General features: G+C 67.8%; 21 protein-coding genes and 1 pseudogene. 3 read left to right on the top strand and 19 right to left on the bottom strand.

Annotated features, from left to right (window positions below; translation table 11 throughout):
* Window positions 1-73 precede the first annotated feature (73 nt).
* The 7 genes from GXK59_RS02110 to GXK59_RS02085 all read right to left on the bottom strand — a co-directional run bounded on the left by GXK59_RS02110 (window position 74) and on the right by GXK59_RS02085 (window position 5027).
* Window positions 74-1069 (bottom strand): o-succinylbenzoate synthase, encoded by a 996-nt coding sequence (locus GXK59_RS02110; protein WP_160663999.1) that lies wholly within the window; start codon window positions 1067-1069, stop codon window positions 74-76.
* Between the two features lie 3 nt (window positions 1070-1072).
* Complete coding sequence (locus GXK59_RS20395) at window positions 1073-1228, bottom strand: hypothetical protein (RefSeq protein ID WP_202129045.1); 156 nt, start codon at window positions 1226-1228, stop codon at window positions 1073-1075.
* 3 nt (window positions 1229-1231) lie between these two features.
* Window positions 1232-1954: a class E sortase gene (locus GXK59_RS02105; protein ID WP_237393957.1), complete on the bottom strand. Its 723-nt coding sequence runs from the start codon at window positions 1952-1954 to the stop codon at window positions 1232-1234.
* Window positions 1955-2040: 86 nt separating this feature from the next.
* Window positions 2041-2553 carry a DUF6993 domain-containing protein gene (locus GXK59_RS20575; RefSeq protein WP_237393754.1) on the bottom strand — a complete coding sequence of 171 codons (513 nt, stop codon included), beginning with the start codon at window positions 2551-2553 and terminating at the stop codon, window positions 2041-2043.
* Window positions 2554-2836: 283 nt separating this feature from the next.
* Window positions 2837-2977 carry a hypothetical protein gene (locus GXK59_RS20570; RefSeq protein WP_237393753.1) on the bottom strand — a complete coding sequence of 47 codons (141 nt, stop codon included), beginning with the start codon at window positions 2975-2977 and terminating at the stop codon, window positions 2837-2839.
* 195 nt (window positions 2978-3172) lie between these two features.
* Window positions 3173-3637, bottom strand: coding sequence for a type II toxin-antitoxin system Phd/YefM family antitoxin (locus tag GXK59_RS02090; protein ID WP_160663995.1), 465 nt, complete (start codon window positions 3635-3637; stop codon window positions 3173-3175).
* A gap of 31 nt (window positions 3638-3668) precedes the next feature.
* Window positions 3669-5027: a glycoside hydrolase family 32 protein gene (locus GXK59_RS02085; RefSeq protein WP_160663993.1), complete on the bottom strand. Its 1359-nt coding sequence runs from the start codon at window positions 5025-5027 to the stop codon at window positions 3669-3671.
* A gap of 80 nt (window positions 5028-5107) precedes the next feature.
* On the opposite strand from GXK59_RS02085, the gene GXK59_RS02080 reads away from it, so the two are divergent.
* Window positions 5108-6055 carry a phosphatase PAP2 family protein gene (locus GXK59_RS02080; protein ID WP_160663991.1) on the top strand — a complete coding sequence of 316 codons (948 nt, stop codon included), beginning with the start codon at window positions 5108-5110 and terminating at the stop codon, window positions 6053-6055.
* A gap of 154 nt (window positions 6056-6209) precedes the next feature.
* Complete coding sequence (locus GXK59_RS02075) at window positions 6210-7433, top strand: aminotransferase class I/II-fold pyridoxal phosphate-dependent enzyme (RefSeq protein WP_160663989.1); 1224 nt, start codon at window positions 6210-6212, stop codon at window positions 7431-7433.
* Between the two features lie 52 nt (window positions 7434-7485).
* Here the strand turns inward: GXK59_RS02075 and GXK59_RS20925 are convergent, their stop codons facing one another.
* The 12 genes and pseudogenes from GXK59_RS20925 to pdhA all read right to left on the bottom strand — a co-directional run bounded on the left by GXK59_RS20925 (window position 7486) and on the right by pdhA (window position 20107).
* Window positions 7486-7710: a DUF6855 family protein gene (locus GXK59_RS20925; RefSeq protein ID WP_337248054.1), complete on the bottom strand. Its 225-nt coding sequence runs from the start codon at window positions 7708-7710 to the stop codon at window positions 7486-7488.
* Window positions 7604-7909 carry a DUF6855 family protein gene (locus GXK59_RS02070; protein ID WP_337248053.1) on the bottom strand — a complete coding sequence of 102 codons (306 nt, stop codon included), beginning with the start codon at window positions 7907-7909 and terminating at the stop codon, window positions 7604-7606. The genes GXK59_RS20925 and GXK59_RS02070 overlap by 107 nt, the downstream gene beginning before the upstream one ends.
* Window positions 7910-8118: 209 nt before the next feature.
* Window positions 8119-9333 carry an MFS transporter gene (locus GXK59_RS02065; RefSeq protein ID WP_160663987.1) on the bottom strand — a complete coding sequence of 405 codons (1215 nt, stop codon included), beginning with the start codon at window positions 9331-9333 and terminating at the stop codon, window positions 8119-8121.
* A gap of 37 nt (window positions 9334-9370) precedes the next feature.
* Window positions 9371-10105: a GAF and ANTAR domain-containing protein gene (locus GXK59_RS02060; RefSeq protein ID WP_160663985.1), complete on the bottom strand. Its 735-nt coding sequence runs from the start codon at window positions 10103-10105 to the stop codon at window positions 9371-9373.
* 64 nt (window positions 10106-10169) lie between these two features.
* A complete protein-coding gene (locus GXK59_RS02055) occupies window positions 10170-11468 on the bottom strand; it encodes a MinD/ParA family ATP-binding protein (RefSeq protein ID WP_160663983.1) in 1299 nt (432 codons plus the stop codon).
* A gap of 123 nt (window positions 11469-11591) precedes the next feature.
* Window positions 11592-12383 (bottom strand): LysM peptidoglycan-binding domain-containing protein, encoded by a 792-nt coding sequence (locus tag GXK59_RS02050; protein ID WP_443094253.1) that lies wholly within the window; start codon window positions 12381-12383, stop codon window positions 11592-11594.
* Between the two features lie 798 nt (window positions 12384-13181).
* Window positions 13182-13997 (bottom strand): MBL fold metallo-hydrolase, encoded by an 816-nt coding sequence (locus GXK59_RS02045; protein WP_202129171.1) that lies wholly within the window; start codon window positions 13995-13997, stop codon window positions 13182-13184.
* 231 nt (window positions 13998-14228) lie between these two features.
* Window positions 14229-14336: pseudogene (locus tag GXK59_RS20975) on the bottom strand (2-oxo acid dehydrogenase subunit E2); the annotation flags it as partial.
* Between the two features lie 379 nt (window positions 14337-14715).
* The gene (locus tag GXK59_RS02040) at window positions 14716-16005 is read right to left on the bottom strand and encodes a hypothetical protein (protein ID WP_160663977.1); all 1290 of its coding nucleotides are present in this window, start codon (window positions 16003-16005) and stop codon (window positions 14716-14718) included.
* 336 nt (window positions 16006-16341) lie between these two features.
* Window positions 16342-17799, bottom strand: coding sequence for a dihydrolipoamide acetyltransferase family protein (locus GXK59_RS02035; RefSeq protein WP_160663975.1), 1458 nt, complete (start codon window positions 17797-17799; stop codon window positions 16342-16344).
* Between the two features lie 2 nt (window positions 17800-17801).
* Window positions 17802-18914: an alpha-ketoacid dehydrogenase subunit beta gene (locus GXK59_RS02030; protein ID WP_160663973.1), complete on the bottom strand. Its 1113-nt coding sequence runs from the start codon at window positions 18912-18914 to the stop codon at window positions 17802-17804.
* Window positions 18911-20107, bottom strand: coding sequence for a pyruvate dehydrogenase (acetyl-transferring) E1 component subunit alpha (gene pdhA, locus GXK59_RS02025; RefSeq protein WP_160663971.1), 1197 nt, complete (start codon window positions 20105-20107; stop codon window positions 18911-18913). Before pdhA ends, GXK59_RS02030 begins: the two co-directional genes overlap by 4 nt.
* Window positions 20108-20266: 159 nt before the next feature.
* Between pdhA and GXK59_RS02020 the strand changes: the two genes are divergently transcribed.
* A complete protein-coding gene (locus tag GXK59_RS02020) occupies window positions 20267-20731 on the top strand; it encodes an Lrp/AsnC family transcriptional regulator (RefSeq protein ID WP_160663969.1) in 465 nt (154 codons plus the stop codon).
* Window positions 20732-20826 lie beyond the last annotated feature (95 nt).

The raw sequence follows: 20826 nt of genomic DNA, 5'->3' as shown, positions 1-20826 counted from the left end.
GGGAGCGTTGCGCGCTGACCCGCCAGAAGTGAGGGAGCGTTGCACTCTGCCCCGCAACAAGTGAGGGAGCGTCTCAGCGGGACGGGGAGGCCAGCAGCGTGTGGACCCGACGCAGGCGGTCCAGCCACCACTCGCGGCGCTCCGGGGCGGCAGCATATTCCGCCAGCAGGCCCGGATCGGTGTGGACGTCGCGGAGGCGGATGGCGCCGTCGTCGGGGACCAGGGAATCCGTGGTGACGTCGGCGGCGAGCAGGGACACGGTTCCCAGCCCGCAGGCATACGGAAGGTCGGGCAGCGCGGCGGCGAGCGCCAGCCCGGCCCGGATTCCCACGGAGGTGTCCAGCGCGGAGCTGACGACGGCGGGGAGCCCGGCCTGCGCCACGATGTCCAGCGCGCGCCGCACTCCGCCCAGCGGTGCCACCTTCACGACGATCAGGTCCGCGGCGCCGGCGCGGGCCACCTTAAGCGGGTCGTCCTCCTTACGCACGCTTTCATCCGCGGCAATCAGCACCGGGACTCCCGCGGCGCGCAGCCGGCGGCGGACTTCGGCGAGGCCGGCGATGTCCGGCACCGGCTGTTCGGCGTATTCGAGCCCGACGCCGGCCAGCCGGGTCAGTGCCTCGACGGCGGCCGGGACGTCCCAGCCGCCGTTCGCGTCCACCCGGATCGCCGCGTCCGGGAGCGCCGCCCGCACGGCGTCGACCCGGGCGGCGTCGTCGTCGATGGTCTGCCCGGGCTCGGCCACTTTGATCTTGACGGCGTCCACCCGGCCGAAGCGGGCCAGGATTTCCGGCACCCGGTCCGCGGCGACGGCGGGGACGGTGGCGTTGACCGGGATGCTGGTGCGCAGCGGCTCCGGGAATCCCTGCCAGCCGGCTTCGATGGCGGAGGCGAGCCAGCGGGATGCTTCCGGGTCGCCGTACTCCGGGAAGGGGCAGAATTCGCCCCAGCCCAGCGGGCCGTCCAGCAGCAGGGCTTCACGCTGGAGGATGCCGCGGAACTTCACCCGCATGGGCAGGCTCACTACGTGGGCGCCGGCGAGGAGTTCCTCCAGTTCGGGGATGTGCACCGGCTAGCCGACCGTTGAATCGGTCAGGTGGGTCAGGTCAGCCAGCCAGGGAAAGACGACGTCGACCAGCACCAACAGGATTCCCGCCAGGATCGCCGCCGACAGCAGGATACTCAGCCAGAGAGGCCCGGGGAGTTGCCGAAAAAGCCAGGCGTACATGGGCTAACCCTTTCCCTGCAGCGCCGCGAGCTGCTTCGCGATGGCGGCCGGAGCCCCGGCGCTGAGCGGCTGCCATGAATCGAAAACAGAGTAGGCGATGATGCGCTCCTCAGACCCAAAGCGCGGATTGCAGCTCGTCATGGTCAATAGTCGTTGGTCCGGCACCGCGCCGGGCTGGGTGGGCACCGGCAGGAGCACGTCCGTCCGGTCCGGCAGGACGATCTCCTGGTTCCGGAAAACGTAGGTGTAGAAACCGTCGGCCGTCTGAACGTAAATCTTGTCCCCGGGCACCAGCGTGTGGATGTTGTCGAGCACCGCGCCGTGGGTCTGGCGGTGGCCTGCCATCGCGAAGTTCCCCACGGCCCCCGGCATCGCCGTGTCCTTGTAGCGGCCGAGACCGAGCGTGTCGATGACGTCCTGGCTGGTGCCCTCGATGATCGGCCTGCTGTAGTCGGCGCCGAAGCGGGGAACATAGACCACCCCGATTGCCTCCCCGTGACGGGGAGCGCTGCCGACAGGCACAGTCCCGGCGGCAGCCTGGTCCGCCGGCGCCGTGGCGGAAGGGTCATTCGTGACGGGTGTCTGGTGCTCCTGGACGAACTGTTTCACGGCAGCCCCTTGAACAGCGTCCGCTTCGACGTTCGTCCACCACAATTGCCAGGCGACGAACAGAATCGCAACCACGCCGAGTGTGATCAGCAGTTCGCCCGCGACCTGGACGGCCATCAGGGAACGACGCCGGCGGTTGCGGTGATTTTCCTGCGCAACCTCGGTGCGGCGGTTCAGTACCTTCGACATGCCACTCCTGTTGACTACCGCTGGATGCTGCCGACGAAGCATCGCCCGTTCGGAAGAACCGGCAAGACTGACGATTCCACAGTTCCGGACCGGATCTGCGCCATCACACATTCACCCTCGCCCAGCACTCCCACTTCCACCGCGTCGGCCGCCAGTCCCGTGGGCGTGCGCGACGCCGACACCTCCACCGCGGCCGGGGCGAACCCCGCTAGGGACAGGCTCTGCCGGACTTGCTCCCGGCTCGGCTGCGGCGTCGAAGCAACGAGTGCCTGCAGAGCCGCTGCCACTGCGCTGGACACGGCGGAAGGGGCCGCGGAACCGGACGGGGACGCGACGGGAGTTGACTGCCCGACCGGGGCCGGAGTGCCGTCAGTCGAGCCGGCCGAACCGGCGGAGCTGGAGGAAACCGTGGGTACCGGCGTCGAACACGCTGCCATTCCGATCACGACGGGCAGAACCAGGGCAGCCAGCGCCATGTGCCGGCGGCCGCGGGGGCGGCGGAGCGGGGCGGGGGCAGGGGAAGTCACCGGAACATCCTCCCATACGAGCGGTGCGGAGCCGGTGACGGGCCCCGCCAGTCACGCCCGTTCCCCCCGGGCCCCGCAGGGCTGGACATGCCCTCCCGTGACCAGGCGAACGGGCGGACATGCCCAGTGCGCGCGCCCGGGAGTGGACATGTTGGGACTATGTCCACTCCTGGCTGCGGGGGTGGGGCATGTCCCCCTGGTGGCGGTGCCCCACCCGCTGTGAGACGTTTTGGTTACTTGTCCTGACCGGCTCTGCGTTCTTCGACGGCTGAGTCGCGGCGGGCTACCTCGTAGCGTTCGGGTGGTTCGTGTGAACATTGACCAGGCAGACGGACTGGCCGTTGACGTAGAACCACATGCGGGCGCCGCCGGGGAGTTCCAGTTGCCAGCGGTCGAATGTGCCGCCCTTGTGGGTGACCGTCACCAGCTCACCCTTGAGCTGGTGGTTCTTCTCTGACTCGTCCAGCGGCGTCTTGGTGAGGAAGTCCCACGCGTCGGCGACGGAGTTGAGCTTGGTGGCCAGCAGATCCTGCCAGCCTTTCTGGGCCTGGCTGGTGCCGAACTGGATCTCGAACTCAGCCCTTTTGAGGGGGGCGCGGAACGCCCGACCGTTTCGGGCTCATGCAGTGCGCGGGTCGGCGACCACAGTGGGTTCAATCCAGTCCAGCTGGTCATCCGGGGTGTAGCCGGCACTGATGGCCTCCGCCGTGGACCGCCACGCGTGGAGAGCAATCACGGCCTTATCAAACCGGGCCACTGAGGCGCAGGCACGGGTGATAGCCACAATCTCCCGCGCGAAAGCTTCCTGGTCTGCGTCGCCCAGGAAGGCCATCCACGGAAAGGGCCCGCGGAGCCTCTCAGTGAAGGGAACCTGCGGGTCCCCCAGCGAGGCGGTGACGAGGTGCGCGGCCAGTTCCATTCCTTCATGTTCACGCTCGAACTCCCTGGACGTCAGCAGGGTGAGCGGCTCGCCGTCCCGGCGGGTAATCGTGACCGGACCCTCCTCGGCTGCCTTGAACACGTTGGCCGAATTTCGGGACAGCTCCGACGACTGAGCAGTTCGGGAGATCGTTGCCTGTGACATAACCACAGTATTCAGAATATATTCTGAACTGTCAACGTACGGTTTCGTGATCTGCCCGCTCCGGCTGCCGGAGCTCCCAAACGTCCGCCGCGGCGCCATGCGGCAGTTCGAGCTGCCATTCCTCGCCGGCACCGGGGTAGGCGCGCAGGGTGGTGGGCACGGAGCCGTGGCGGTAGACCTCCACCATCGAGGCATCGACAAAGATCCGCAGCTCATCGCCGCCGGCCACGGTGTCGGCGAACACGGTCCGCCGCTGCCCCGCCGAGACGAGGACCAGCCGGAGCGTGCCCTCTCCCCCGGCCACCCGGACCTCCGCCCCGCCCGGCAGTGACAGGGTGCCCGCGGCGCCGTGGTGCAGCCGGCCGCCGCGGTAGGCGCGGAGTTCAGGGGCGGGCTCAACGGCGAGGACCTCGCCGTGCACGGACAGCTGGCGCGGGAACGTCAGGATCCCGGCCCAGCCGGCGTCGTCTGTCTCCGCCTGGCTGCGCCCAGGCCGTTCCTCGGAGGCCTCCGCCTCGCCGGACCAGCCCCACAGCAGCGCCCGGTCCGGCAGCGCGAGGAGCTGCGGGGCGTAGAACTCCCGTCCCAGGTCGGCTTTCCCGCCCGACGCCGGGGTGAACACCGGCAGCCCGTTGCCGTTCGGAACCAGCGAGCCGAGCAGGTAGCCGACGCCGTTGGGGTGGTCGTGCTGGTCCGCGGCGAGCCAGAGCGAGGCCATCAGCAGCCAGGTCTCCGCGCCCGAGGAATCCGGGACCCGGACCAGCTGCGGGCACTCCCAGATTTCCGCGGGCAGGTGCCGGGCCGCGAGCGGGTCCTCCGAGCTGAACCAGATCCCCTCGTACGTCCAGTGGTGGAGGTCCTCCACGCTGTACAGCAGCACGGCGGCGTGGCCGGAGGCGAGCCCGGCGCCCTGCAAGGCGAAGCGGCGGTCCTGGAAGCTGAAGAGGAACGGGTCCCGGACGGCGGTGACCTGCGGGTCCGGGGGAACCTCGGCCGCGACGTGCCCGTCCTGGGTCCAGCTGCGCAGGGTCCGATCGGCCCGGGCGAGGACCACCCGGGAGTAGCCGCCCACGGTGTCGACACCGGAATACACGGCGGTGGGTACGCCGCCGTCGTCGGTCACCACACCGGACCAGCAGCCCAGCGCGTCCGGTCCGCCGGGCTGTGGCCGGAGCGCCACCGGTTCCTCGTCCCAGTGCACCAGGTCCGGGGAACTCAGGTGCCCCCAGCAGATGGCCCCGTGCCGGGCCGAGTCCGGGTTGTACTGGAAAAACACGTGATAGCGGCCGTCGACGTGGCTCAGGCCGTTGGGATCGTTGATCCAGCCGTTCGCCGGGCGTGGATGGAACTGGGGAAAGGCCGGATCCTGATGCTGCGCCGCGGTGTCCATGGCCAAAACACTACTCGCGCGGCGGGCAGCGGGCTGCCCGCCTCAGAGAATTCGCAGGGTTCTATGGGAACCTGAGAGGGATGACTTTTCGGCAGGAACGCACCAGCACACACCCGGCTTCGGAGTACCCGAAGCCGCCGTCCGGCGCACCTGCTGGCCGCCCCGGCCGCGGCACCGGATTCCTGTTCCTGCTGGCCACCCTCGTCAGCATGGCCGCACTGGCCGGGACCTATTACTTCTTTGTCCGCACCACCACGGGCCAGTTCATCGACGAATCCGCCCTCGTGGAGGCGGTCGAGATCCACGGCGCCGCCGGCAAGGCCGCCAACAAGCTCCTCGACTGGCTGCCGGCGTTGTCCCTGCTGATCTCCGCCGTCGTGGTCCTTGTTGTGACGGTGCTGAAGCGGCGCTGGACCGCCGCGGGGATCGCGGTGGCGGCCTGTGTGGGCGCCAACGTGGCCACCCAGATCCTGAAGGACATCGTCCCGGTCCGGCCCTACACCGGGGTCGAAACCCTCGAGCTGAACTCCCTGCCCTCCGGGCACACCACCCTGGCGGCGTCGGCCGCGGCGGCGGTGTTCCTGATGGTCTCCCCGCGCTGGCGCCCGCTCGCCGGGTTCCTGGGCGGCAGCTTCGCCGTCGCGACCGGGGTGTCCACCCTGATCAACCAGTGGCACCGGCCCGCCGACGTCGTCGCCGCCTTCCTCGTCGTGGCGGTGTTTACGCTCCCGGCGGGCTGGCTGATCATCCGCAAGGGTCCGCGCTGGAACGTCTGGGACGGCTACGGGGAACACTGGGCCTCCTCCCGGCTGTGGCTCGCGCTGCCGGCGCTGGCCGGGCTCGCCGCTGCCGCCGTGGCCGCCTTTTCGCTGCTCAGTGTCGCCGCCGGCACGGGTCTGGAGGGCAGCACCACGCACTACTTCTGGGCCGGGACCGCGCTGATCGTCATCGCCGGCTACCTCGCCACGGTCGGCGGCGTGTGGCTGTTCGGGCATGCCGCACGACGGCGGAGCGCACCCCGCCGCTGACCGGCGCCGCAGCCAGACCGAGGCGCACGCCGGCCCAAACCCGTTTACATCCGGCCCGCCGAGGGCCAGAATTAGTCCCGCCCAGCCACTGGCCCAGCAGCGCGTTGGCCCCATCCGACCATACGGTCACGCTGCCGCCTCTCGAGGGACTGTCATGAGCACTGATTCTCCGGTTTCCCAGAGCGTTTCACGGCGCGCCACCACCCTCGCGTCCGTCCCGTCGCAACAGCGGATCAACACCTTCCTCCGCGACTCCGTCTACGCCCGGCGGCAGCACGAGCCGGGGATCTGCGACCTCGCCCTGGGCAACCCGCACCAGATGCCGTCCTCGGAATACGTCGAGGCCCTCGCGGACGCCGTGACACCCCGGAACGAGCAGTGGTTTGCCTACAAGACCAACGAGCCGGAGGCGCAGGCCGCAGCGGCGGCGTCCCTGCAGCGCCTGCTGGGCTTGCCCTTCGAGCCGGCGGACATCCACCTCACCACGGGAGGCTTCACCGCGATTCCGCTGGCGCTCAAGGCCGTAGCTGACCCCGGCGACGAGGTCATCTTCACGCTGCCGCCTTGGTTCTTCTACGAGCCGCTGGTGCTCGAGGCCGGGCTGGTCCCGGTCAAGATCCGCTGCGACGCGGACACGTTCGACGTCGATCTGGCGGCGCTCGGGGTGGCCATCACACCGCGCACCCGGGTGGTGATCGTCAACACGCCCAACAACCCGACCGGCCGGATCTACCCGCCCGCGCTGCTGAAGGACCTGGCCGACATGCTGGAAGGGGCCTCGCGCAGCAACGGCCGGCGCGTCTATCTGCTCTCGGACGAGGCCTACAACCGGATAGTCTACGACGGCGCCCGGTTCCACAGCCCGGCCGAATACTATCCCTACTCGCTGCTGGCGTACTCGTACGGCAAGACTCATCTGGCGCCCGGTCAGCGGATCGGCTACCTGGCCCTGCCGCCCACCATGCCGGACCGCGGCCCGCTGCGGGAGGCGATCAGCGCCCTGCAGATGGCGATGGGCTGGATCTACCCCAACGCCCTGCTGCAGCATGCGCTGCCGCGGCTGGAACAGTTCTCGATCGACGTCGGGCAGTTGCAGCGCAAACGGGATCTGATGGTGGAGGCATTGACCGGCATGGGTTACCACGTGGCGCGGCCGGAAGGGGCGTTCTACCTGTTCGTCCGCACCCCAGCCGACGACGACGAGCAGTTCACCGCCGCCCTCGCGGACCAGGACGTGTTTGTGCTGCCGGGCACCCTGTTCGAGACCCCGGGGTATTTCCGGATCTCGCTCACCGCGTCGGAGGAGATGATCCAGCGCGCCCTGCCGGTCTTTGCCGCGGCAATCCAGCACGCCGGCGGCGGCGTGGAGCAGTACTGAAATGCACCGGCGTATGCCGATCCGGCCGGTAGCACGACGGCGGTTCGCGCCCTTACGTCGCGGCGGCGTCCGGGCTGATCGCGCGGATGCTGTTGTTCCGTTTCTCGTGGGTTAGTTCGGCCAAGCCCAGCGCCTCCAGCAGCGGAGGCAGGTACATTCCGAACCGGCCCCTATAGCCGTTGCGGAGTCTGTACCAGCCGTGGACCGGGTTCGAGGCGTCCCTCCCCCCAAGCCTCAACGGTTCCCTCGGCCGCGGGTTTCTTTTCGTCAGCGGCACCAAGGGGAACCCAGCCGCCCTGTGCGGTGAGCCAGTGATGCAGGTCCTCGATGGCGCTGAGGTGGTACTTCAGCGTGGTGGATCCGATCTGGCACACCAGAGCTTGAGGGTCGGCCGCTTCGTCGCGGTACATGCTGTACTCGGATGTCCCGGGAGCAGTCAGAAGCTTCCAGGGATCTTCCTTCGTTCCTTGCGCCATGCCGGGGCTTCCTCACAGTCGTGGTTCCGTCTTACACAGCGTAGTGACGGACTCATCTGCGAGGAAGAGGTGCGCCCTGGGCGAGCGCCGCGCCCAGCGCCTTGGCGATCCACTCCCGGCAGGCCGGCACGGACCAGCCGGCATCCTGCGCCAGCGCCCGGGACGCGGCCTACGTCGTCAGGCAGATAGCAAAGCGGGTGCCGGACCGCTCAGTAGTTGCGCCGGTGCTTCAGCCTGGGGATGGTGACGGCGAAGACCGCGGCGGCCGCGAAGCCGAGCACTCCGGTGGCGGACACTCCGGCCCCGAGCGAGGCGACGGCGGTCACTCCTGAGAGCAGCACGGGCCCGCCGGTGGCCCCGGCGTCGGCCATGAACCGCCAGATGCCCAGGAACTGTCCGCGGCCGTTGTCCGGTGAGAAGTCGGCCCCCAGCGTCATGTTCAGGCCTGAACTGATCCCGTTGCCGAAGCCGATGAGGAGCGCCGCGAGCAGCAGGCCCACAAAGCCGGTGCTGAGCGGGATCAGCAGCATGGCCGTGCCCATGATGAGCGTTGACGGGATCGCCACCCATTGCCGGCCCTTGCGGTCCATCAGCTTGCCGGCCGGATAGAAGACCAGCATGTCGATGGCGCCGGACAACCCGTAGATCAGCGAGGCCTGGGTCGCGTCCATCCCGAGGTGCTCGGCCCAGAGCGGGATCACCACCTGCCGGGAGGCGCGCAGCGCGCTGAGCAGCAGCACCCCCATCCCAACGCTCAGGAAGACCCCGGCGTGGGAGACGGCGACGCTGCGCAGCGTCGCCTGCGGAACGGGGACGCCGTCGTCGGGTGCCGGTTTGGCCACGAGGTCCGGGATGGTCACGGACAGCACGGCTGCCGCGGCCATGGCGACGACGCCCACCCAGTAGGCGCCGGTGATGCCGGCGGACTGCATCGCGGCGGCGCCGACGAAAGGTCCGATGAAGATACCGATCCGGGTCACGCCGCCGAGGGTGGACAGGGCCCGCGCCCGGAGGACCACCGGCACCGCCTCTGTCAGGTACTTCTGCCGGGCCAGGCTGAAGACGCTCGCGGCCATGCCGACGACGAGCATCGCCGCCGCGAGCAGCCAGAGTCCTTCGGAAACCAGCGGGGCCAGCGCCGCGGCGGCCAGGGCGACGGCGCTGGCCGCCGCGGCACCGACGATGGCCCAGCGTTCGCCGAATTTCAGCGTGATGAGCGAGGCGGGCAGGTTGAAGAACCAGGAGCCGAGCCCGATCAGGGTGACCACCAGGGCGGCGACGGCCACCGAGGCGCCGAGGTCGCGGGCGGACAGCGCCACCACCGGCAGGATGGCGCCCTCGCCGATGCTGAACAGCAGGGCCGGGCCGAACGCGGGGACGGCGATGCTGCGGAGGCTGAAGGGGGCGGTGTCTGTGGTGGTCATCCCCTTCATCCTAGGCTGGCGGCCCGGCCCGGGGCCCTCAGGCGTCGAAGTGCGTGCGGACTTCCCCTGCGGTGAGGTTCCGGAGGACCTCGGCCGCGACGTCGCGGAGCTTCTGGTTCCGGTTGCTGGAGACCCGGGTGAGGATGCCCATGGCCTCCTCCTGGGTGCAGCGGTTCTGGGCCATGACGACGCCGCAGGCCAGGTCGATCGAGGTGCGGTGTTCCATGGCGGCCTTCAGGTCCTCGGCCCGGGACTGCGCGGTGCCGATCCGGACGGCCAGGCGGAGGGAGCGGCCGGCGAGGTCGGCGAAGCCGGATGCTTCGGCAATGATGTCCTCGGTGAACAGCCCGGTGCCGGCGCCGAAGAAGTTCAGGGCGGCGGCCGCGTCCTCGCCGATTTCCAGGGGCACGCCCAGGGTGCTGCGGACGCCCTGCGCCGCGAGCTGGACCTGGTAGTCCGGCCAGCGCGGATCGGTGTCGACGTCGGCCAGCAGGACCACGGAGCGTGTCCGCAGGGCTTCGATGCAGGGGCCGTCGCCGAGGCTTTGCTCGATGCGGTCCAGGATGACGGCCCGGGGGCTGCTCCCCGCCACGGTCATGGTCTTCTTCCGGCGCTGCAGCGTTACGCCGCATTCGATTTCAGCGCCGGCGGCGGAGCTGAGCGTGGCCGCCGAGAATTCCGCGAGTTGGCCGAGGAAGTCCTCGACGTTCTCCGTTCCCATCAGGAGGTCCTGCAGTTGCAGGGCGGCTTCATCCCCGGCGTTGTTGGTCATGCCTAAAATGTAGGGCGCTCACCGGCCCGGCACAACTTCAGTCCGCGCGGCCGGCACCGGGTGGTTAGACGTAGCCGTCCACTATCGCGGCAGCAATCTCGCGGTAGGCGCGGCGGGTTTCGGGGCGGAGCACGTCGAGGGTGACCAGGTCGCCGTCGGCCACACCGCGGTCGTGCGGGACGGCGATCAGCTGGCGGCAGATGCCGGACAGGTGGTCCTCGATCGCGTCCTTGTCCACGCGGGAGGACACCTCGTCCTTGTCCGTGATGACCACGATGGCGTTCCGGGCCAGTTCCTCATAGCCGTGCCCGGCCAGCCAGTGCAGGGTGCTGCGGGCGCGCTTGGCGCCGCTGACCGCATACCCCGCCGCGATGATCAGGTTGTCCGCGGACTGCAGGATGCCGCTCATGGCGTTGTGGGTGACGCCGGTGCCGCAGTCGGTCAGGGCCACGGAGTAGTAGCCGGAGATGAGTTTGCGGATCCGCAGGTATTCCTCCGCGGTCAGGGAGTCGGAGACCTCGGGGTCCTGTTCACCGGCAATCAGGTGCAGCCGGCCCGCGTGGTGCATGTACCGCGCCAGGGCGGTGAGGGAATCGATGGAGTCGATGTTCTGCAGCAGGTCCGTGATGGTGCGCGGACTCTGCTGCTGGTAAATGCCCTCGCCGAGGGCGCGCTCGACGAGGTCGCCGGAATCCGGGTTCGCGTCGATGGCGCACGGCGGGTCACCGCGGAACTCGGCCAGGGTCAGCCCGACGCCGACCGTCGTGGAGGTCTTGCCGATGCCGCCCTTCAGGCTCAGGACGGCGGTGTTGTAACTGCCCTGGAGCTGGCGGGAGATGCGCCGCGCCAGTTCGTCCTCTTCTCGCTGCCGGGCGCTCGGGCCCAGGTTCAGTCCGCCCCCGGTCAGGGCGTAGAGGGCGCCGCGGAGGCCGCCGACCGGCCGGGGCTTCTGCTCACGGACAAAGAGGCCCGGCGAGCTGATGAAATCGGGTGCAGGGGCGGACAGGGCGGCGGCCCGGCTGGCCGAGCGGGCGGCCCGGCTCGGCAGCGCCGGGATGGAAGGTGCCGTCTCGGGGGCGGCAGGCAGGTCCGCGCGAACGGGAGCGGGAGCCTGCGGGACAGCGTCAATCGGAGGACGGGTCGGTTCCTGCGGCGCATCGGCCGCAGCTGCGGCCTCTGCCCATGAGCTGCTGCGGACGGTGCGCGGTGCTTCACTGGCGACGTCGTTGGGCGTGATGATGGGCATGGTTCCTGTCCGGGCGTCGGAGCCCTCGCCGCGGCGGCGGTCACGCCGGCGACGGAGTTCGGGTTGTTCTGCCTCCGCGGCAGCATGGGCTGTGTTGTTGTCCACCGGATCGGGCATATTGGTCCCCCCTGGGACTCACAGCGCAGGCCGCTGCGGTGCTCGTTTGAATTGGTCCAACCGCAATTCTAGGCGCAGACGCAGTGGGAGGCGGACAGGAGGCGCCCGCAAATAGTGATCCGGTCAGTTCAGCGCGATCAGGAGCATCTGGTTCGTGCCCGGAATGCAGGTCTGCAGGATCGCCCGGGGGAAGCCCCCGAACACGGCAGAGACGGCGTTGGTTGTGCCGCCCTGGGGAACCTGTCCGCGGCCGGTTGCGGTGTAGGTCCCGTAGCCGGCGATGATCACGGTTTCGCCGACGCCGATCCCCGAGAACCGCGCCCACCCCCCGCAGAAGTCGTGTTCGGTGATGAACAGCGAGTAGGCGTCCGTTGGCGTGAAGTGGATGGGGCCGATGCACCTGTCCACCATGGCCTGGCCGCCCGAGCCCGCCACGTAGATGGTGCGCGCAGCGGGAGCGGCCGGAGGAGCCGCCGCAGGAGCGGCAGGAGCCGCGGCTGGTTCCGGTTCCGGGGCTGCAGGAGCCACCGCGGGAACGGCAACTGGGGGTCCTGTCAGCATCAGTGTCTGGCCCGGCTGGATGATGCTGGACACGTCCAGCCCGTTGGCTGCCAGCATGCTGTAGACGTCGACGCCGAAGCGTGCAGCGATGGCGCCGACCGTGTCCCCCCGAGCAACGACGTACTGGTTGGCATCGACGCTAGCGGCGGGGTCCTCCGGAGGAGCCGGCGGTACCGCCGGTGGAGGGTCAGAAGCTACGCCGCTGGTGGCCTCCGGAGGAGCTGCCGCAGGAGCTGCCGCTGAAGGCTTTGCAACTGCAGTCTGGACCTCAGCCGGCTCGGGCGATGCATTCTCCGCTGCCGGTGATGAAGTCTCCGGAGCCGAAATGCTGGTGCTGGCGGCTGTTGTGGTCACTCCGGCAGCCGGTGGAAGCGCCAGTAAGACAGCCAGGGAGGCAATCACCAAGGACCTTGCGGCGATCACGGACCTGGACGCGTGTGTCGTCCTGCGATTGCCCGGGAGACCGTACTCGTTCGGAACCATCTGCATCAGCCCGATTCATGACCAGCGCCAACCGGGACCTGGCCTCGAATCGAGCTCAACACTTCAAGGTGGCCGCACGCCGTCAAAACTCGGTGGCAGACGCCCCGAACCCGGCAGGAGATTCCGTACAGTTCCGGACTTAGCCCGAGCGTATTGAGCGGACAGCCAGTTCACACGCGTACCCGCTACTCGGGTTTTCAGCCGAGCCACGTGGGTGCACAGCGGTCAGCGCGGGGTCAGCGCCAGAACCACGACGACGACAGTCACCACGGCGAGGATCGTCAGGCCCACGTAGGCCCACCATTTCGGCTTGGTGCGGTGGGGGTTGATTTCGATGTACGGCAAAGTCAGGGCACCTGACGTTGAAGGGCGGACGCTTGCCGCTTGCGCTTCACGCAAATTGCGACATAGAAAACGCTAGCGAGGACCAGCAGGCTGCCCAAAAGAATACAGAGGGCGAGGATATAGCCGGGCAGTGTCACGGATGAGACCTCCTGGGAGCAGCAGCATCATTGATGCGCGGCCGGGATCCCCATCCTCCGGGCGAGCTGAGCGCTAACGGGATTGGACCCTGCGTTCGGATCCTCCACGAGGTTACGCAGGGCTACGGTTGTTGTCCATTTACTGCGCGACGTGCTGCCGAAGCGTTTGCGCAGGATTTCCGCAGCGTCAGTGGTGCGCCCGGGTCTCCTGCAGGCGCCTGATGAACCAGCGCGACTGCTCCGGCCCGTAGGGCAGGATCGGGATGGCCTTGGTGGCGTCATCCGGGGTTTCCCGCGTTGCCTGGGTGGCCTGCCGGACCGCCGTGGTCATGGTGTTGGCCATGGTCTTGACGAACTGGTCGCTGCACGGTTCGCCGTGGCCGGGAATCAGGAATTCGTACCTGTGGCGCAGTGCCGAGACGTGCCTGAGGACGTCGGCCCATTCCTCGGGGTAGGAATCCTCGAAGGACGGGTGCGATCCCTGCTCCACCAGGTCTCCGGCGTAGAGGGTGGTTGCCGTTCCCACGAGGAGGTCGCCGTCGGTGTGTCCCAGGCCGAGGTAGAAGAAGGTGACGCTCTGTCCGCCGAGGTCCACGAGGACCGGCTGGTCCTTCACGATCGCGTTCGGCACCACGAGCCCGGTATTAGGGCCCTCGCCGGCAGCCATTTCCGGCTCATCGGTGGCGACGGCGCGGCGCTGGCTGTCGCCGTTTTCCTCGATTTCCGCAGCACAGTTCTCGTGCGCCCAGAACTCGGTCACTCCCGCCTCGGCGAACACGGCGTTACCGAAGAAGTGGTCGTAGTGGGCGTGCGTGTTGACGACGACCAGCGGCAATTGCGTCTTTTCCCGCACGGCGTCAAGGATCTCGCGTCCCTGCCGGGGTCCGCTGCCGGTGTCGATCACCAGGGCGCGTTCGGAGCCGACCACCAGGCCGGTGTTGAGCAGGAAACCTTGGGTGGCCAGGACGTAGTTGTCCGGGCCAACCTCGAGCCATCGTGACATTAAATCTCCGTATTCCGGGGGTGCTCCGGCGTCGTTGGTGCGATGTTCTGCCCTCGATTGTACCCACCGGAGCTGGCCGGACGCTGGAAGCCGGCACCGCGTGGGAGGACTTTCCTCCCTCACGGTCCGCGCCCAGTTCAGCGCCAGATCGGAGGTCCACCAGGACCGAGCCCGGTTCTCGATCGCGTCGGCCACGTAGCGCAGGAAACCTCCGGCGGTTCCGCCGTCGCAGACGCGGTGGTCGAAAGTAAGTGTCAGTTCGGTGACCTTGCTCACGGCGAGCTCGCCGCTGACCACCCAGGGCTTGTCGATGATCCGCCCGACGCCGAGGATTCCCACCTCGGGGTGGTTGAAGATCGCCCTCAAAGGCAGAACATCACGCTCCGGAACGCTTGGATCGCGCTTCGCGGTCTCCGTGCACCCCCGAGCGCGGCGCCCACCCCAGACGGCATGATGGTACTTGACGGGGCCGCGAAGTCAGACACCCTAACTCCTAGTCCCATCTTCTGAACGCCACCTATCCGCTTCCGTTCCGCCTCCACGGCGAACGCTTATGCAGAATCCTGGGGCGGTCCGCTACGCGTTGGACATTTGCATCCACCCTAGCGGGCAAGTCTTCATCGTCAGCGCGACGTAATCGAACACGATCATCATCCCAAGCGAACGTTCCCTGCCGTGAAGCCGCATCTCCCGACTGCCGCCGCGCAAGGAAGGGGCGTTAGGCGGGGGACACGCTCTGCCGCATCCCAGAGGCAGGAATTCTGGGCGCCAAGATCGTGCGCACCGGCTCGATGAGTACCAGCAAAAGCGTTAGAGTTCCAACGTCAAGGTCCTCCACAACCGCGTGGATAACCAACGCGACAAGCAGTAGAACGGCAGTCCAGTCCTTACTCTTGATAGCCCCGCGCATGCGGACGAGTAGGAAGATCACGAATAGCATTACCGCGATGATCCCGCCGCGCACGAGTAGGCTCACATAGGTACTTTCACTGCCAGCGCCGCGTCCGAGTTCTTCCAGGAACGGTTTCGCGCCGTTGCCGGCGATGAGCACAAGCGGCCCACTTTGAGATGCTGCGTCAAACCCCTCAAGGTAGGACGTGAACCTGGCATCAGAGGACCCTGGGCGCAGAGCGTCCTGCTGAAGCACGTAGTCCTGCCAGGGCAGTAGCGCGAATATCAGAACCGCCCCGGTGAACACAGTCACCGTAGCGAGAAGCCCACCGGCCGCCAGGATGGAGCATGCCCTGTATGTGACACAGGTCACAAGGACGACGATTAGTATGGCCAGCGATACCCGCGAGTACGCAAAATAGAGGCTGCTGAAGTTGAGCGTCGCCGCGACGATCCACTTGAACCGCGACATACCGGAGGCAATGAGCTTTCGCCGGCCCACGACCAGAAGGATTAGGATTAGGCAGGCAAAGCCCCCCGACCATGCCGCCGTCCCCATAAGGCCAGCACTACGGACGATTCCGCCGCCAAAGTAGTCTACGTAAGCGAGGTTGGCCTGCGACCAGAGGCCAACACCGGATGAACCGCCAATAATGGGGTTCGATGGAAGCGCGAACTTGCTCAGGGGCGAAGGGTGCGCCATCACCGCGGCGAACGCCAGGAATCCTTGCGCGGAGCCCACAAAGATGAGGCTTCGGATGAAGAAAGAGTTCTGTTCCGGCGTGAGTCTACGCAAGACGTGGAACATGATGCCGGCGGCGATCCACACGATCGCCGCGTACGCCGCGCCGGGCACGCGGTTCATCGCCACGGCCCCGCCAAATACGGAACCGCCGAGAATCGCAAGGAGCCATATCCCGAGAGCGACCAACAGCTTCGACTCGGCGCTCGCCTTCAGCGAAACTCCCGATCCGCGCGCTGCCATGAGTGCGGGAACGACGGCCCACCACGCAAAGCCCAATCCGGCAAGCCACAAGCCTATAAAACCCGCAGCAACTCGGGGCCTCCCCTGTTCGTGCTTGGCCTGCGCGGTTCCTTGACTCTCGAGGATCGTCATTTAGGAGCACTCCCCGCCATCTTGCTTATGTGGCCGCGGGCCTTGAGCTGCGTCGGCGCCAGGCGTGTCGAACCCAGTCAATTGGTGCATGGCACACATGATAGCGACGCGGCAGACGACCGACCCCCAGTTAGACATGCACTGATTCTACGGGTCAGGAGCGACCGGCTAGGTACTCCCGGGCACGCGTCCCGGACAAATCTCCGGTAGCTGCCTACGGGCACCCGACGCCTAGAGTGACTCCCAAGTCATGACGTACCGTGCGACGACCAGACGGTATCACCGTAGTTATCATTTTGATGCGGATGAGCCAGAACGAGGCCGTCTTCAAACTCGTCACCAATCCGCCAACACCGAGCCCGGGCTCTCGATCGCGTCCGCCACGTAGCGCAGGAAGCCGCCGGCGGTTCCACCGTCGCAGACGCGGTGGTCGAAGGTCAGAGTCAGTTCAGTGACCTTGCGGACGGCGAGCTCGCCGTTGACCACCCAGGGCTTGTCGATGATCCGCCCGACGCCGAGGATTCCCACCTCGGGGTGGTTGATGATCGCGGCCGAGCCGTCCACCCCAAAGATGCCGTAGTTGTTCAGCGTGAAGGTGCCGCTGCCGAGCTCCGCCGGGGTCGCCTTGCCATCGCGCACGACGCCGGTGAGCCGCCGGATTTCGGCGTCCAGTCCGCGGGCGCTGAGTTTGTCCGCGTTGCGCACCGACGGCACCATCAGGCCGCGGTCGGTCTGGGCCGCAAAGCCGAGGTTCACGCCGTCGAAAGCCACGATCTCCTGGGACGCTCCGCCGGTGGTGTCCTCGGTGGTGACGATCCGGGAGTTCAGTTCCGGGAACTTCTTCAGCCCGGCGGTGACGAAGCGGGCGATGAACGCCAACAGGCCCGGTGTATGGTGCGGATCCGCCTTCTTCAGCGCGGCACGCAGTTCCACGAGGGCGGTGGCGTCAACATCCACCCACACCGTGGCTTCCGGGATCTCCGACCGGCTGCGGGTCATGTTCGCCGCGACGGCCTTGCGCACGCCACGGACGGCGGTCCGGCCGGTAATGCCCAGCCCGGTGCGGGCATCGGTGTCCCCGGCCCCCGCGACCGCAGATGCCGCCGGGGCCTCGGCCGGCGCCACGGCCGCACGCCCCGCCACCGCGGGCTTGATGACCGCCTCGACATCACGCCGCATGATGAGCCCGCTGGCCCCGGACCCCTGGAGTTCCCCCAAATCAACCCCATGGTCCCGCGCCATCCGCCGGACGAGCGGGGAAATAACGGCCCCCAGCTTCCCGGGAACCCGGGTCCGCATCAGCACCAGGTCATCGGCAGCCTTCTCGGCAGCAGACACCTGCGCCACCGGCTCTGCCACCACGGGCGCGGCCGAAGATTTCCGTGGCCGGGTCCGCCGCGCAACCCCATGACCGCCCGGAGTCCCGTACCCAATCAGGACATTCCCGGACCCGGCCTTCTCTTCCTCGCGGTAAACCTCAGCGGCAACAGCGGCGGAAGAGTCGACAGCGGCATCATCCGCGGCGGCCCCACCAACGGAACCGGCGACACCAACCGGCATCACCGAGATCAGCGGCTTCCCGACGTCGAGGGTCTGGCCGGGCTCGCCGTGCAGCACGGCGACGGTACCGGCATACGGGGAGGGCACCTCCACCATGGACTTGGCGGTCTCGACCTCGGCGATCGGCTGGTCCACGCGGATCTCGTCGCCCACGGCGACGAGCCAGCTCACGAGTTCGGCTTCGGTGAGTCCCTCGCCGAGGTCCGGGAGGAGGAATACTTTCGGTTCGCTCATGGTCAGTCTTCCCACTGGAGGTCGTCAACGGCGTCGAGGATGCGGTCCACGCCGGGCAGGTAGTAGTGCTCGAGCTTCGGCGCCGGGTAAGGGACATCGAAGCCCGTAACACGGCGGATCGGCGCGGCGAGGTGGTGGAAACAGCGTTCCTGGACCCGGGCCACGATCTCGGAGGAGACGGAGGCAAACCCGTGGGCCTCGGCGATGACCACGGCGCGGCCGGTCTTGCGGACCGAGGCGCAGACCGTCTCGTCGTCGAACGGCACGATCGAGCGGACGTCGATCACTTCCAGCGAGCGGCCCTCCTCGGCCGCCGCAGCAGCGGCGGCGAGGGCCGTCGGGACGGCCGGTCCGTAGGCGATCAGCGTGGCGTCGGTGCCGGGGCGGGCGACGGCGGCCCGGCCTTCGGAGGAGGTCCCGCGTTCGGTGTTCACGGTGTGCTCGGTGCGGAGGGCGTCCAGGTCCACCTGGTCCTTGGACCAGTAGAGCTTCTTCGGCTCCATAAACATGACGGGGTCATCGGAATCGATGGCCTCACGGAGCATCCGGTAGCCGTCGGCGACGGTGGCCGGGGTGAAGACCTTGAGCCCGGCGGTGTGGGCGTAGTAGGCCTCGGAAGAGTCGCAGTGGTGCTCCACTCCCCCGATGCCGCCGGCGTACGGGACCCGGATGACCATCGGGAGCTTCACGGCGCCCTTGGTGCGGTTGTGCATCTTCGCGACGTGGCTGACGATCTGTTCGAACGCCGGGTAGGCGAAGGCGTCGAACTGCATCTCGATGACCGGCCGCATGCCGTTCATCGCCATTCCCACGGCCATGCCGACGATGCCGGACTCGGCCAGCGGGGTGTCGAAGCAGCGGCTTGTCCCGAAAGTCTTGGTGAGCCCGTCGGTAATCCGGAAGACGCCGCCGAGCATGCCGACGTCCTCGCCGAAGACCAGGACCGAGGGGTCCGCGTGCATGGCGTCGGCCATGGCGGTGTTCAGGGCCTTGGCCAGCGTGATGGTCTGCGGGCCGGCCTGTTCAGCCACAACTGCCGCCTTGGCGGCCGCACGGGCCGTGGCAGAACTGACGTTGCCGTTCGCCTCGGAGGACGTGGTGATGGTGGGGCTCATTTCGCGGCCTCTTCCCGGGAGAGCTCGTCGGCGAGCATGGCGGACTGTTCCTTGAGCTGTGGTGTGGGGGTGGAGAAGACGTATTTGAAGAGGTCCTGCGGGTCGACCGGCACGTCCTCGCTCAGGCCTTCCCGGAGCTGGGCGGCCACGGCTTCGGCCTTCTCGGCGATCCGCGCGGAGCGGTCGTCGTCGAGCAGTCCGCGATCCGTCAGGTAGGTCTTCATCCGGCTCAACGGGTCCTTCGCAACCCATTCGGCGACTTCGCTGTCCTGGCGGTACCGGGTGGCGTCGTCGGCGTTGGTGTGGGCCTGCATGCGGTAGGTGTGGGCCTCCACCAGCAGGGGGCCCGAACCGCCGCGGGCCAGCTTGACGGCGCGGTCCAGCACGGCGAGGAGCGCGACGATGTCGTTCCCGTCGACGCGTTCGCCGGCCATGCCGTAGCCCACGGCCTTGTGGGCGAGCGACGGCGCGACGGACTGGTGGGCGAGCGGCACGGAGATCGCGTACTGGTTGTTCTGGACGAAGAAGACCACCGGGAGGTGGAACACCGCGGCGAAGTTCAGCGCCTCGTGGAAGTCGCCCTCACTCGTGGCGCCGTCGCCGCACATGGCCAGGACAACCGTGTCCTCGCCGCGCAGCTTGGCGGCATGGGCCACGCCGACGCCGTGCAGCAGCTGGGTGGTCAGCGGCGTGCACTGGATGCCGACCTTGTGCTCGGCCGGGTTGTATCCGCCGTGCCAGTCGCCCCGGAAAAGCGTCATGGTCTGGACGGGATCCACACCGCGGGCCATCACGGCCACGGAATCGCGGTAGGTGGGGAACATCCAGTCGCCCCCTGACAAACACAGGGCGGCGGCGACCTGGCAGGCCTCCTGGCCGTGGCTGGAGGGGTACACGGCCATCCGGCCCTGCCGGACCAGGGCGGAGTTCTGGTCGTTGACGCGGCGTCCGATGACGAGCTGCTCGTAGGCGGCCATCAGTTCCTCATCGCCGGGGAGGTTGTATTCGTGGCCGGGCTGGGTGCCCTGTTCAGTGTGCGGATTCAGGGTGCCGTCCGGACCCACCATCTGGATCTGATGCCGGGCCGGCAGCATGTAGTCCTCGACAGTGATGCCGAACTTGCGGACGGCCTCGCTGGCCGCATTGCTCGGCGCTGCCGGGGGCTGCGCAGTTTGGTCTGCGGAGATCGTCATTGGTCCGTCCTTCTGTAGCCACTATTCCTTCCAAGTATGCGGTGGGGCGATGTTTCGTATCCAGCTCCCGCAAAAATCGTGGAGAAGTCTAGGCTTTTACCCTATTCTGGAAGACGAATCGATAGTGTGAGCTGGATTACCGGCGGGGGTTGTGGACGAATGGCAGAAGACGAGGCGGACCAGACGGCGGTGCCGCTGGATGAGGTGGACCGGAACATCATTGCCGAACTGACCAGGGACGGCCGGATGTCCGTTACGCAGGTCGCGGAGAACGTCCACATCTCGCGCGCCCACGCCTACACGCGGATTGCGCGGCTGACCGGCGAGGGCGTGCTGACCAAGTTCACGGCACTGGTGGATCCGATCAAGGCAGGCCTCAAGTCCTCGGCCTACGTCACCCTGAAAGTCCGGCAGCATTCCTGGCGGGAGCTGCGGGAACTGCTCCGCGCCATTCCGGAGGTGCACCACATCGCGCTGGTGGGCGGGGATTTCGATGTGATCCTGCTGGTGCGAGCCGTGGACAACATCGATCTGCGCCGGGTGATCTTCGACCAGCTGCAGTCCATGCCCGGGGTGCTGGACACCCAGACTTTCCTGGTGTTTGAGGATTTGGATACTCGGTAGCCGGAACCAACCGGGGAATGTGGGTTTTTGGTCAGGCCGAACCCCTTTCCTGCCGGCTGCGCCGAACCATGACGCAGCAAGTATCAGTAGGCGCC

It is taken from the genome of Pseudarthrobacter sp. ATCC 49987 (assembly GCF_009928425.1).
Taxonomy (GTDB): Bacteria; Actinomycetota; Actinomycetes; order Actinomycetales; family Micrococcaceae; genus Arthrobacter.
The sequence above is the reverse complement of the archived record's forward strand: the minus strand, read 5'-3'. Positions and strand labels throughout refer to the sequence as shown.